Source organism: Prevotella pectinovora, from assembly GCF_000834015.1.
Taxonomy (GTDB): Bacteria; Bacteroidota; Bacteroidia; order Bacteroidales; family Bacteroidaceae; genus Prevotella; species Prevotella pectinovora.
Window position 1 is genome coordinate 77,540 of sequence record NZ_JXQI01000055.1, and the last position, 13,079, is coordinate 90,618.

The 13,079-nt window shown below is 51.0% G+C and carries 11 protein-coding genes and 1 tRNA gene; 8 read left to right on the forward strand and 4 right to left on the reverse strand.

Translation table 11 applies throughout. The features are described from left to right. Positions 1-83: 83 nt before the first annotated feature. From gyrB to ST42_RS13820, 4 genes are all read right to left on the reverse strand, one after another. Positions 84-2,057 (reverse strand): DNA topoisomerase (ATP-hydrolyzing) subunit B, encoded by a 1,974-nt coding sequence (gene gyrB, locus ST42_RS06520; protein WP_042517912.1) that lies wholly within the window; start codon positions 2,055-2,057, stop codon positions 84-86. 67 nt (positions 2,058-2,124) lie between these two features. Then, positions 2,125-2,283: a hypothetical protein gene (locus ST42_RS06525; RefSeq protein ID WP_156132463.1), complete on the reverse strand. Its 159-nt coding sequence runs from the start codon at positions 2,281-2,283 to the stop codon at positions 2,125-2,127. Positions 2,284-2,381: 98 nt separating this feature from the next. Further along, positions 2,382-2,636: a 30S ribosomal protein S20 gene (gene rpsT, locus ST42_RS06530; RefSeq protein WP_022316040.1), complete on the reverse strand. Its 255-nt coding sequence runs from the start codon at positions 2,634-2,636 to the stop codon at positions 2,382-2,384. 28 nt (positions 2,637-2,664) lie between these two features. Continuing rightward, a tRNA-Glu gene (locus tag ST42_RS13820) sits at positions 2,665-2,736 on the reverse strand. A 149-nt stretch (positions 2,737-2,885) separates the two neighbouring features. On the opposite strand from ST42_RS13820, the gene recO reads away from it, so the two are divergent. From recO to murD, 8 genes are all read left to right on the forward strand, one after another. Beyond that, a complete protein-coding gene (recO, locus tag ST42_RS06535) occupies positions 2,886-3,611 on the forward strand; it encodes a DNA repair protein RecO (protein WP_042517908.1) in 726 nt (241 codons plus the stop codon). Between the two features lie 901 nt (positions 3,612-4,512). Next, positions 4,513-5,010, forward strand: a complete 498-nt coding sequence (gene mraZ / locus ST42_RS06540) for a division/cell wall cluster transcriptional repressor MraZ (protein ID WP_022316038.1) — start codon at positions 4,513-4,515, stop codon at positions 5,008-5,010. Positions 5,011-5,030: 20 nt separating this feature from the next. Continuing rightward, entirely contained in the window at positions 5,031-5,960 is a 930-nt protein-coding gene (gene rsmH / locus ST42_RS06545; RefSeq protein ID WP_022316037.1) for a 16S rRNA (cytosine(1402)-N(4))-methyltransferase RsmH, read from the forward strand. A gap of 18 nt (positions 5,961-5,978) precedes the next feature. Next, the gene (locus ST42_RS06550; RefSeq protein WP_052484710.1) at positions 5,979-6,581 is read left to right on the forward strand and encodes an FtsL-like putative cell division protein; all 603 of its coding nucleotides are present in this window, start codon (positions 5,979-5,981) and stop codon (positions 6,579-6,581) included. Continuing rightward, positions 6,578-8,737 carry a penicillin-binding protein gene (locus ST42_RS06555; protein ID WP_022316035.1) on the forward strand — a complete coding sequence of 720 codons (2,160 nt, stop codon included), beginning with the start codon at positions 6,578-6,580 and terminating at the stop codon, positions 8,735-8,737. Before ST42_RS06550 ends, ST42_RS06555 begins: the two co-directional genes overlap by 4 nt. Before the next feature lie 112 nt (positions 8,738-8,849). Beyond that, complete coding sequence (locus ST42_RS06560; RefSeq protein WP_044072916.1) at positions 8,850-10,304, forward strand: UDP-N-acetylmuramoyl-L-alanyl-D-glutamate--2,6-diaminopimelate ligase; 1,455 nt, start codon at positions 8,850-8,852, stop codon at positions 10,302-10,304. A 101-nt stretch (positions 10,305-10,405) separates the two neighbouring features. Further along, complete coding sequence (locus ST42_RS06565; RefSeq protein WP_022316033.1) at positions 10,406-11,677, forward strand: phospho-N-acetylmuramoyl-pentapeptide-transferase; 1,272 nt, start codon at positions 10,406-10,408, stop codon at positions 11,675-11,677. Between the two features lie 50 nt (positions 11,678-11,727). Next, positions 11,728-13,059: a UDP-N-acetylmuramoyl-L-alanine--D-glutamate ligase gene (gene murD, locus ST42_RS06570; protein ID WP_022316032.1), complete on the forward strand. Its 1,332-nt coding sequence runs from the start codon at positions 11,728-11,730 to the stop codon at positions 13,057-13,059. The last annotated feature ends 20 nt before the right edge of the window (positions 13,060-13,079 follow it).

Sequence of the window (13,079 nt, forward strand, 5' to 3'; positions counted from 1 at the left end):
TCCGTCTTATTGCCGTTTTCCGGTCCGTTTCCTTTCCGGGGAACCGGATGTTTCCACGTACCGTCCCGACGCCTTCCGGCTGTTTATGCGTCGATGTTGGCGTAAGTGGCATTCTGCTCTATGAACTGGCGGCGTGGCTCCACGTCGTCGCCCATAAGCATAGAGAATATCTCGTCCGCCTCGGCGGCATTCTCAATGTTCACCTGCTTGAGCAGACGGGTCTTAGGATTCATTGTGGTGTCCCAGAGCTGCTCCGGGTTCATCTCTCCCAAACCTTTATATCGCTGTGTGTGGATATTCTTGTCGTCGTCCACGCCGTTGCCGTATTTGTCGAGGAACGCCTGTCGCTGCTGCTCGGTGTAGCAGTATTCCTTCACCTTGTTCTTGAAGGTACAGAGATACAGTGGCGGAGTGGCGATATAGAGATGTCCCTCCTGTATCACCTTCGGCATGAAACGATAGAAGAGCGTCATGATGAGCGTGTCGATGTGTGAACCATCGACGTCGGCATCGGTCATGATGATGATCTTGTCGTAGCGCAGCTTTTCGGTGTTCGCCTCCTTGTCTTCTTCGCCGTCCACTCCGAAGCGCACGCCGATACTCTGGATGATGTTCATCACCGACTCGCTCTCGAACACCTTGTGCCACATCACCTTCTCCACGTTCAGGATCTTACCTCTGAGCGGCAGGATTGCCTGGGTGTAGCGGTCGCGGCCCTGCTTTGCCGAACCTCCGGCGGAGTCTCCCTCGACGAGGAATATCTCACACTCCTTCGGGTCACGGTTGGAACAGTCGGCGAGTTTTCCCGGCAGTCCGCCTCCGGTCATCGGGTTCTTGCGCTGCACGCTCTCACGTGCCTTGCGTGCCGCGATACGTGCCGTAGCTGCAAGGATGACCTTCTCGCAAACCTGCTTCGCCTCTTTCGGATGCTCCTCCAGATAGTTTGTCAGCGCCTCCGACACGGCCTGCTGCACGGCTCCGGTAACCTCGTTGTTTCCGAGCTTCGTCTTTGTCTGTCCCTCAAACTGCGGCTCTGCCACCTTTATCGAGATTACGGCGGTGAGTCCCTCACGGAAGTCCTCTCCGGCGATTTCTATCTTCGCCTTCTCGATCTGCTTTGAGATCACCGGGTCGCTGTCGGCGTATTTCTTCAGCGTGCGGGTGAGTGCCATACGGAAGCCCACAAGGTGTGTTCCTCCCTCTATGGTGTTGATATTGTTTACGTATGAATGGATATTCTCGCTATAGTCGGTGTTATACATGATAGCCACCTCGATTGGAATACCCTGCTTCTCGGTCTTCAGATAGATGACATCATCGAAGAGGTGGGTGCGATGGCGGTCGACGTAGCGCACGAACTCCTTCAGTCCCTCCTTGGCATGGAACACCTCCTGACGGGTCTTTCCCTCCTCGTCGGGACGCATATCGGTAAGCGTTATGGTGATGCCGGCATTCAGATATGCCAGCTCTCTCATTCGCTTGGCTATGATGTCGTACTTATACGTGGTGGTGGTGAATATGGTTGGGTCCGGCCAGAACTGCTGGCGTGTTCCCTGCTGGTCGGTCTCTCCCACTACCTTCACAGAATAGAGAGGCTTTCCCTTTTCGTATTCCTGCTGATAGATCTTGCCGTTGCGGAACACCTGCGAGAGCATCTTTGTGGAGAGCGCGTTCACACAACTCACACCCACTCCGTGGAGTCCTCCGCTGACTTTGTATGATCCCTTGTCAAACTTTCCTCCTGCGTGGAGCACCGTCATTACCACTTCGAGTGCCGACTTGTGGAGTTTCTCGTGCATGTCCACCGGAATACCACGTCCGTTGTCCTGCACCGTGATAGACTCGTCCTCGTTGATGGTAACCTCGATGTGCGTGCAATAGCCTGCCATCGCCTCGTCGATGGAGTTGTCCACGGTCTCGTTCACAAGGTGATGGAGACCTTTCTCACTGATATCGCCGATATACATGGCCGGACGCTTGCGCACAGCCTCAAGACCCTCCAGCACCTGAATGTTACTGGCGGAATAGTTGTTCTCGTTTATCTGATTGTCTGACATTGTTGATTTCTTGATTTTTTCAAGGGGCAAAGATAGTCAATTTTATTGACATAGGGAAATTTTCGGTTTAAAAAGTGTCGCCGTTCCTCTTCACCCTCGACATATTGGGGTTATTTCCAAACTGGCCATCAGATTCCGCATCTGCCAGGCCTTTGTTTTCATACACATAACGCTGCATCATCCTCACGCCACCATCGGCATGCAAAACGGCGATATGCCATAACATAACGATATGCCATAACGCAGAAATGCCACAATCTTCCGATTGCAGCATTCCGTATGATTCAATAACATTTTACATCGCCCCATAGTGCGACTCTTGACTTAGGCAAGGCTATTGATGTGCTGTGCCAAGCTTGACTTGATGTTAGCAGCCTTATTCTTGTGGATAAGGTTAGTCTTAGCCAGCTTGTCAAGAATCTTCTGTACGCTTGGGTACATCTTAACAGCCTCTTCCTTGTCTGTCATAGCGCGCAGTTTACGAACTGCATTACGCATAGTCTTTGCATAATATCTGTTGTGCAAATTCTTTTTCTTATCCTGGCGGATTCTTTTTAGTGATGATTTGTGATTTGCCATCTTGTTATTATCTTTTTATTTTTTATTGTAGTCCCTAGGAGAGTCGAACTCCTCTTTAGAGAATGAAAATCTCTCGTCCTAACCGATAGACGAAGGGACCATAATCGGATTTTGCGGTGCAAAGTTACGTCAACTTTATCATATACACAAATATTTTCAAGAAAAAATATTGAAATTCGTGCTTTTCTTGTTGTTTTTAAGGATTTTACGCCCTTCGAATGAGGTTTTTTGATAATTTTGCCGACAAATATGACTTTCAACATCAATTGCATAGTGCTCCACGCCTTCATGTTCAACGATTCGAAAATGATGGTAGACGTGCTCTCCAGAGAGGAGGGCAGGCTGTCGTGCGTGCTAAACATAGGGCGGTCGAAGGCGGGCCGCGGGCGCCGCCAACTGTTCCAACCCCTGTCGATTCTCGAACTGACTCTCGACCGCAAGGCACCGGGACTACTCGCCACAGTGAAAGACGCTCATGTGGCAGTGGCATTCGCCAATATCCCCTTCGACCCCTACAAACTCGCCATATCGATGTTTCTCGCCGAATTCATTGCCAACGTCACGCGGTCAGAAAAGGAATCGGAGGTTCTCTTCGACTACATATCTGAGAGTCTGCAGTGGCTCGACGGAGCGAGAAAGGATTTTTCGAACTTCCATCTTGTGTTCATGATGCGCCTGACGAGGTTTGTGGGATTCTTTCCCAACCTTGAGGACTACAGCGAGGGATGCGCATTCGACATGCAGAACGGATGTTTCGTGGACTGGGCACCGCAGCAGAGGGGATTCCTCACGGGCGACGACGCCACCAAGATGCAGACTCTGATGCGAATGAACTACGACAACATGCGACTCTTCAAGATGTCGCACGCCGACCGCAACCGATGTCTCGACGTTATAACAGACTACTACAGACTGCACGTGGCTGACTTCCGCGAAATGAAGTCGCTCTCCATTCTGAGGGAATTGTTTGCCTGACCTTCATTCCAAACACCGGTTTTGCTCTTCTATTACCTATTATATATAGAGACGCACACATGCACGGCAATCGGAAAAGGACGGAACATGACACAGCATCGCTAATGCCCCACCCTTCCGGACATACCAGACAAATACTGAAACATAATCGTCAGCACTGAAACCGGACAAGACACAAGACTCGTCACCAATCCCAACCATTGCAGCAAGGGAAAACAAACAATGCTTTGGAATTAGAATATTTTAACTCTTTACGGTGCTTAATTGTTAAATCATACAGTTGACAAATATGTATAAAAGTTATACATATTACTGATTCTTAATGACCAGATGGAACCTCAAGCATTTAGTCCGGAACATCAACAGTTAGAGGAGATCTCACTCCATTTTACTCCAAATTCCATATTGGCAAAAAGACAATCGCCACAAAACCATCAGGCCATCTGTTTTCAATGCAATACCTACACAAACAGACTACTGACAACCAGATTGTTAACAGCCAGATGATTATCCGCGAGTTATCCGGATGATTCGCAGACAGGAGAAGCTGCCAGACGACAGGAATCTGATGAATTGAATCCGGATGGCAGAAATCAAAACAAAATTCAAATAAGGTCAAATGACCGATTTGGGTTAAAACCGGAATATGAATATTGTGACATGCCCCAATTGGACAAGGCGTCTGATATGTTAAATAATATATCTTCATTTGTGAACTCTTATTAATTTATTTAGTTTCAAAAGCCACATCTACCCACCCCACCACCTGCTCTCATTAAACACCAAGCAATGAAGAGAAATCAAAAAAAAATACTGAAAAGAGGAAAATTGTGGGGAAAAGTGGCGGAGTGTGGGGGAAAATGTGTAACTTTGAAGCCCAATAACCCATTAAGATGTACGTATGCGATTTTTAGGTAACATAGAGGCAAAGATCGACGCGAAGGGACGTGTGTTCCTCCCCGCAACTTTCCGCAAGGTATTGCAAGCCGGCGGAGAGGAAAACCTCGTGTTGCGCAAAGACGTGTTCCAGCCATGCCTCGTGCTCTACCCGGAAAGCGTATGGAACGAGCAGATGGACGAGCTTCGGTCAAGGCTCAACCGCTGGAACAGGGAGCATCAGCGCATCTTCAGACAGTTCGTGAGCGACGTGGAAGCGATATCGCTCGACGGCAACGGCAGATTCCTGATTCCAAAGAGATACGTCGACATGGCTGCGATAAGCGGACAGGTGAAATTCATCGGCATGGGCGACTCGATAGAGATCTGGAGCGAAGGAAACACCGCGGACCCGTTTATGGAGCCCGACGAATTCGGCGCCGCTCTGGAGAGCATTATGGGTGACCCCTCGCCGGCGGATGCCGACAACGGGAAAGTGAATGACAATATTGCTGGAAACTAAAGAAAAAACTAAATAAAACAATGGCTACCATCATCGATACATATCACGTGCCGGTATTGCTCGAAGAGAGCGTCGGCGGACTTGACATCAAACATGACGGGACATACGTCGACGTGACGTTCGGCGGTGGCGGTCACAGCCGCAGAATACTGCAGGAGCTGGACGGTGGCGGACACCTGTACAGCTTCGACCAGGATGCGGATGCGGAAAAGAACGTGAGTCCGCAAGACAACTTCACATTCGTGAGGAGCAACTTCAGATATCTCAAGAACTGGATGCGCTACTACGGAGTGGAAGGACTCGACGGACTGCTTGCCGACCTGGGGGTGTCGAGCCACCATTTCGACGACGAGACGAGAGGGTTCTCATTCAGATTCGACGCACCGCTCGACATGAGGATGAACAAAAGGGGCGGAGAGAATGCCGCCGACCTCGTGAACGAGAGGTCGGAAGAGGAACTCGCCGACATGTTCTACCTCTACGGTGAACTGAAGAACTCAAGGCGCATAGCGAAAGCCATCGCCCAAGCGAGGGAGCAGAAGCCAATACTGACGACACAGGACCTGATGGATGCCACGCTGCCACTGTTTCCAAAGGAAAGGGGAAAGAAGGACATGGCGAGGATGTTCCAAGCGCTGCGCATCGTGGTGAACCACGAGATGACGGCACTGAAGGAGATGCTCGCCTCTGCCACGGAACTGCTGAAACCGGGCGGCAGGCTGTCGGTGATAACATACCACAGCCTGGAGGACAGGATAGTAAAGAACTTCATGAAGACGGGAAATGCCGAAGGCAAGACGACACAGGACTTCTTCGGAAGGGTGGAGACACCGTTCAGACTTGTCAACAACAAAGTGATAGTGCCATCCGACGAAGAACAGCAGGTCAACCCGCGAAGCAGAAGCGCAAAACTGAGAATTGCAGAGAAAAGAGAACCGGCCGACAAATAGTGGAGACGAACAAAAGAAATGAAAGAAGACTATACTGACATAAACGCCGAAGAGGGAACGACACCGACACTGACAGATACGGACGGGCACCGGACGGAACCTCTCGCCAGCCAACACGACGCCAACACCGACGCCGCAACGACTGACACTGCCGACACGACAGCATCCGCCGACACGACGGAAAAGAGGAAGACGGACGTGGAGGCTACCGGCGAAAGCCTGGAAAGCCAAGAGGCAAGAAAGGAACTGAAACGCATTGTGGAGGAGATTGCCAGAGAGGACGAACGGCCGATGTCGTCGAACTTCTCGCTCAAGAAAATCCTCGGCGGCGAATTCCTGCAGGCAAAGATAATAAAGCAGTACAAATGGCTCATCGTGATAATCGTGGGCTTCATGATAGTATATGTGTCAAACAGATACAGCTGCGACCAGAAGAGAATACAGATTTCAAAGCTCAACAAGGAGCTGGAAGAAGCGAAGTTCAGGGCGATGACGACAACAAGCGAACTGACGAAGATAAGCCGCGAGAGCAACGTGCTGCAGATGCTGCAGAACTGCAAAGACAGCGTGCTGCATATTCCTAACCAGCCACCTTATATTATAAACGTACCGGAACAATGAATACAAACAGACAGCAAAACTTGGCCAAATCGGTGAAGAGATACAGGATAATAGCCTGGATTGCCGTGCTTATCTGCCTGTTGATCATCGGAAAGGTGGTTTATGTGGGCACTCTGAAGCGTGAATACTGGATGAAAGTGGCGGAACAGAAAAAGGTAAAGGAAAAGCCGGAACCTGCCGAACGCGGAAACATACTGAGCTGCGACGGAAGGCTGCTGTCCGGAACACTGCCGGAATATGACCTTATAATAGACTTCAGCGTGTGTCAGGAGTGGCGCGACTCCATGTGGAGAGCCGATTTCCCGAAAATCTGCGCCGGGCTGCACCGTATATTCCCTGACAAAAGCGAGGAGTATTTCCGCGACAGGCTGCAGGAGGGATACGACAAGAAGAACAAGAGCTGGAGAATAATAAAGAGGAAAGCCACCTTCGAGGAGATGACGGAGGTGAAACGGCTGCCGGTGTTCAGAGAGCCAAGACTGAGAGGAGGATTCCACGAAGTGGAGCATACAACGAGGAAGAAGCCCTTCGGATCGCTCGCAAGCCGAACAATCGGTGACCTGATATGGAACGGGCAGCCGAAATGCGGACTGGAACAGTCGTTCAACAAATACCTGAGCGGCACACCGGGAAAGAAGCGCATACGCAAGGTGTTCGACAAGACGATACCTGAGATAATCGTGCCGCCGGTGGCCGGATGCGACATCATAACGACAATCGACGTGGGAATGCAGGACCTCTGCGAGAGGGCGCTCCTGGAGAAGCTGAAGGAAATCAACGGCAACGTGGGAGTGGCTATCGTGATGGAGGTGAGCACCGGCGACATCAAGGCTATGGTGAACATGTCGAAACTCGCAAGCGGCGACTATGCCGAGATAAAGAACAACGCCGTGTCTGACCTGCTCGAACCGGGTTCGGTGTTCAAGACGGCATCGATAATGGTGGCGCTCGACGACGGAGTGGTGGACACCACTTATATGGTGGACACCGGAGGCGGAGTATGGGACATGTACGGAGCGAAGATGAGAGACCACAACTGGTCATCAGGCGGTTATCAGACGATATCACTGCCTCGCACGCTGGAGGTGAGTTCCAACATCGGAGTGAGCCGGATTATCGACAGATACTACGGCAAGAACCCGGAGAAATTCGTTGAGGGACTACGACGCATCGGAATGGGAGCACCACTGAACCTGCCGTTCAAAGGAGCGGGAAAGGCGCAGATACGCATGCCGAAGAAAAACAAACGTGGGCAATACACCAACTGGTATGGTACCACGCTGCCGTGGATGAGTATCGGATATGAGACTCAGGTGCCGCCGATATACACGCTGACCTTCTACAACGCCATCGCAAACAACGGAAAGATGGTGGCGCCGAGATTCGTGAAGAGCGTGGTGAAAGACGGACAGGTGGTGAAGGATTTCCCCACCGTGGTGGTGAAGGAGAAGATCTGCAAGGAGAAGACTCTCAAGGAGATGCAGACAATCCTATACCACGTGGTGAGTCAAGGATTGGGCAAAGCTGCCGGTTCGGAATCCTTCAAGGTGGCCGGCAAGACAGGTACTGCACAGATTTCAAAAGGACGGTCGGGATACAAGAGCGGACCGATGAACTATCTCGTCAGCTTCGCCGGATATTTCCCTGCCGACGCTCCACGATACAGCTGCATCGTATGCATACAGAAACCGGGACTGCCGGCATCGGGAGGAAGACAGAGTGGTGCCGTGTTCCACAAGATATCGGAGGGCATAATGGCTCAAAGCCTGAAGCTGCTCGCATCCGATGCACGTACACCGGACGCTCTGCTGACGCCGGAAGTGAAAAACGGCAACATGCTTGCCGCCGACTATGTGCTGGCACATCTCGGTGTGAAGACCAACGAGGGATGGAACGGCAGCTATGCAAACGGAAACCCGATATGGGGAAAGGCCGAGAGCAACAACAGGATGGTGACGCTGACCAAGGGAAAGGCGTATGCCAAAAACCTGATGCCAGACGTGATAGGAATGGGAGCCCGCGACGCCGTGTACATCACGGAGACAAGAGGTCTGAAGGTGACTATCTACGGCAGAGGAAAGGTGTATGAGCAGAGTATAGCGGCTGGCTCGAAGATAAGGAAGGGACAGCGCTGCGTGATAAAGCTCAGAAACTGACGTTGACACCCTAATGAATGAAGTTTGACACCCTAATGTACAGAAGGGCAGACTACGGAGGGGGAAATCAAGGACAATAAAGAAAACAACATAACATATATAAAGAAAGACTATGGTACTGGAAGAACTTATCAAAGGACTGAAGACGGTCAGCGTCTGCGGTCAGACAGACATAGAGATAACTGGCGTGAACATCGACTCACGCCGAATCAAGGAGGGACACCTGTTCATCGCACAGCGCGGAACCCAGGTGGACGGACACAAGTTCATACCTAAGGCTATCGAACTTGGCGCAAAGGCTGTACTCTGCGAGGTTTTGCCAGAGGAGAAAGCCGAGGGAGTGTCTTATGTGCAGGTGGAATCCACTGAGGACGTGGCAGGAAAGGTTGCCACGATATTCTATGGTGACCCATCGAGGAAACTGAAACTCGTGGGAGTGACGGGAACGAACGGCAAGACGACAATCGCCACATTATTATATAATATGTTCCGCAAGTTGGGATACAAATGCGGACTGCTGTCTACCGTGTGCAACTACATCGAGGACGAGGCGGTTCCTGCCGACCACACCACACCGGACCCTATCGAGCTGAACTATCTGCTCAGCAGGATGGTGGACGCCGGATGCCAGTATGCCTTCATGGAGTGCAGCTCCCACGCCATAGCACAGAAGCGCATCGGAGGACTGGACTTTGCTGGAGGACTGTTTACAAACCTGACACGCGACCATCTGGACTACCACAAGACGTTTGAGAACTACCGCAATGCAAAGAAGGCATTCTTCGACCAGCTGCCGAAGACAGCGTTCGCCATAACGAATGCCGACGACAAGAACGGCATGGTGATGGTGCAGAACACGAAGGCTACGGTGAAGACATACTCCACACGCACAATGGCTGACTTCAAGGCAAAGATCCTTGAATGTCACTTCGGCGGCATGTATCTAGAAATCGACGGCAGAGAAGTGGGAGTGCAGTTCATCGGTAAGTTCAACGTCAGCAACCTGCTCGCCGTATATGGTGCTGCCGTGATGCTGGGCGAGAAACCGGAGAACGTACTCCTCGTGATGAGCACGCTGAAGAGCGTGAGCGGAAGACTCGACCCTATACAGTCGCCAGAGGGCTACACGGCTATCGTGGACTATGCACACACTCCTGACGCACTGGAGAACGTGCTCAATGCCATACATGAAGTGCTCGAAGGAAAGGGCCATGTGATAACAGTCTGTGGCGCCGGCGGAAACCGTGACAAGGGCAAGCGTCCTTTGATGGCGCAAGAGGCGGTGAAGCAGAGCGACAAGGTGATAATAACGAGCGACAACCCAAGATTTGAGGAGCCGCAGGATATAATCAACGACATGCTTGCCGGACTGGACGACCAGCAGATGAAGAAAGTGGTAAGCATCGTTGACCGTCGTGAGGCCATCCGCACCGCCTGCATGCTGGCACAGAAGGGCGACGTGATACTCGTTGCCGGAAAGGGCCATGAAGACTATCAGGAAATAAAGGGAGTGAAACATCACTTCGACGACAAGGAGGTGCTGAGAGAGGCTATGGGCATCAAATAAGGATGCGGAAAGCCAAATACTCACATCACCGAAGCAATCCCTGAAGCCTGACGGAAGACAGACTACGGGACAAACAAAAAGTGAAACGAATATAATATATCATGTTATACTATCTATTCAGATTCTTAGACCAGTTCGGCATTCCGGGAAGCCACATGTGGGGATACATCTCGTTCCGCGCATTGCTCGCCCTGATTCTCTCGCTCGCCATCTCGGCTTGGTTCGGAGAGAAGTTCATAAAATACTTGAAGAGCAAGCAGATAACAGAGGTGCAGCGTGATGCCAAGATAGACCCGTTCGGGGTGAAGAAAATCGGCGTGCCTTCAATGGGAGGCATCATCATCATTGCCGCCATACTGCTGCCAGTGCTGCTGCTCGGACGAATGAGGAACATTTATCTCATCCTAATGATCATCACGACGATATGGCTGGGATTCCTCGGCGGACTCGACGACTACATCAAGATTTTCCGCCACAACAAGGAGGGACTGCCGGGCAAGTTCAAGATCGTGGGACAGATAAGCATCGGACTCATCGTGGGACTGGTGTTGTGGCTGAGTCCTGACGCCAAAATAAACGAGAATCTGAGCATGAAGAAGATGAACGGCACGGAGGTGGTGGTGAAACACCGCCCTGAAGCACAGAAGTCACTGAAGACGACGATACCGTTCGTGAAGGGTCACAACCTGGACTACTCCAACATCATGTCGTTCTGCGGCAAATACAAGACGGCGGCAGGATGGATTCTCTTCGTGATAATGACAATCCTCGTGGTGACGGCTGTTTCCAACGGTGCTAACCTGAACGACGGAATGGACGGCATGTGTGCGGGAAACTCCGCAATAATAGGTGTGGCGCTGGGAATATTCGCCTATGTCAGCAGTCACATAGAATATGCGGCATATCTGAACATCATGTATATACCGGGCTCACAGGAGCTTGTGGTGTTCATGTGTGCCTTCGTGGGAGCGCTGGTGGGATTCCTTTGGTATAACTCGTATCCGGCCCAGGTGTTCATGGGCGACACGGGATCGCTGACCATCGGCGGCATCATCGGTGTATGTGCCGTAATTATACACAAGGAACTGATGCTGCCGATACTGTGTGGCATATTCTTCGTGGAGAGCCTCAGCGTGATACTGCAGGTCTACTACGCCAAGTTAGGAACAAGGAGAGGTGTGAAGCAGCGTCTGATAAAGCGTGCTCCTCTGCACGACACGTTCCGCACCACGGACGACCAGCTCGACCCGAACATCAAGTATGTGTTCAAAAAGCCGCACACGGCTATCCATGAGTCGAAGATCACCATCCGCTTCTGGATAATGACAATCATCCTGGCTGCAATGACCATCATCACGCTGAAGATGAGATAAAAAGGGAGAAGAAAAGAATAAAATAGAAGGTATTATATAGCAAAAGTAATATGAAAAGAATTGTTATACTTGGAGCTGGCGAGAGTGGAGCCGGAGCTGCCGTATTGGCAAAGAAAGAGGGTTTCGACGTGTTCGTGTCTGACATGTCGGCCATCAAGGACAAATACAAGAAGCTCCTTGACGACCACGGCGTGGAATGGGAGGAAGGCCACCACACCGAGGAGAAGATTCTCAACGCTGACGAGATAATAAAGAGTCCGGGCATACCGAAGGAGGCGCCGATGATAAGAAAGTGTATGGAGAAGAACATACATATCATCAGCGAGATTGAGTTCGCCGGAAGATACACACACTCCAAGATGGTGTGCATAACGGGAAGCAACGGAAAGACGACTACAACGTCGCTTATCTATCATATATTCAAGAACGCAGGTTATGACGCCGGACTGGCCGGCAACATCGGAAAGAGCCTGGCGCTGCAGGTGGCGGAGGAGCCTCATGAATACTATATCATAGAACTCAGCTCCTTCCAGCTTGACGACATGTATGACTTCAGGGCAAACATCGCCATCCTGCTGAACATCACACCAGACCATCTGGACCGCTACGACTTCTGCATGCAGAACTATGTGGACGCAAAGATGAGGATTCTGCAGAACCAGACACAGGAGGACTCTTTCATCTACTGGAACGATGACCCTGTGATAAAGAAGGAACTCGACAAATATGACATCAAGGCTGTGAAGTGTCCGTTCTCCGAACTGAAGGAGAAGGGTTCCATCGGTTATATCGAAGAGGGACAGTACAAGATTGAATACCCCACTCCGTTCAACATGGAGCAGGAGGAACTGAGCCTCACGGGCAAACATAATATCTACAACTCTTTGGCTGCCGGTATCGCATCAAACATCGCCGGCATCAAGAAGGAGGAAATACGCAAGAGCCTGAGCGACTTCCCCGGTGTGGAGCACAGACTGGAGAAGGTTGCCACCGTGGGTGGCGTGCTCTACGTGAACGATTCGAAAGCTACCAACGTGGATGCATGCTGGTATGCCCTCGAAAGCATGAAGACACCTACCATCCTCATCATCGGAGGAAAGGACAAAGGCAACGACTACAACGAGATAAAGGATTTGGTGAAGAAGAAATGTGCGGGCATCGTATATCTCGGTGCTGACAACAAGAAACTGCATGATTTCTTCGATGGAATGGGTATTCCGGTGGCTGACACGCATTGTATGAAAGACTGCGTGGAGGCATGCGAGAAGATGGCAAAGCCGGGATATACGGTACTGCTGAGCCCTTGCTGCGCAAGCTTCGACCTGTTCAAGAACATGGAGGACAGAGGCGAACAGTTCAAGACTCTCGTCAGGAACTTGTAAATTCCATATATTACACAATA